This is a genomic window from Nocardia otitidiscaviarum NBRC 14405, from assembly GCF_000308635.1.
Taxonomy (GTDB): Bacteria; Actinomycetota; Actinomycetes; order Mycobacteriales; family Mycobacteriaceae; genus Nocardia; species Nocardia otitidiscaviarum.
Genome location: NZ_BAGD01000191.1, coordinates 1 through 232 on the forward strand (window position 1 = coordinate 1; position 232 = coordinate 232).

Annotated in this window: 1 protein-coding gene; it reads left to right on the forward strand. The window is 61.6% G+C overall.

The features are described 5' to 3' along the window. Positions 1-232 (forward strand): aminoglycoside adenylyltransferase domain-containing protein (locus tag ON31_RS29310; protein WP_039818272.1); only part of this gene is annotated, 232 nt, incomplete at both ends.

Genomic DNA, 232 nt, shown 5'->3' on the forward strand with positions numbered 1-232 from the left:
GCGTGGCGCTGGTTGGTCCGGCAGCGGAAGAACTGTTTGATCCGGTGCCGGAACAGGACCTGTTTGAAGCGCTGAACGAAACCCTGACCCTGTGGAACAGCCCGCCGGATTGGGCGGGTGATGAACGCAACGTGGTGCTGACCCTGAGCCGTATTTGGTATAGCGCGGTGACCGGCAAAATTGCGCCGAAAGATGTGGCGGCGGATTGGGCCATGGAACGTCTGCCGGCGCA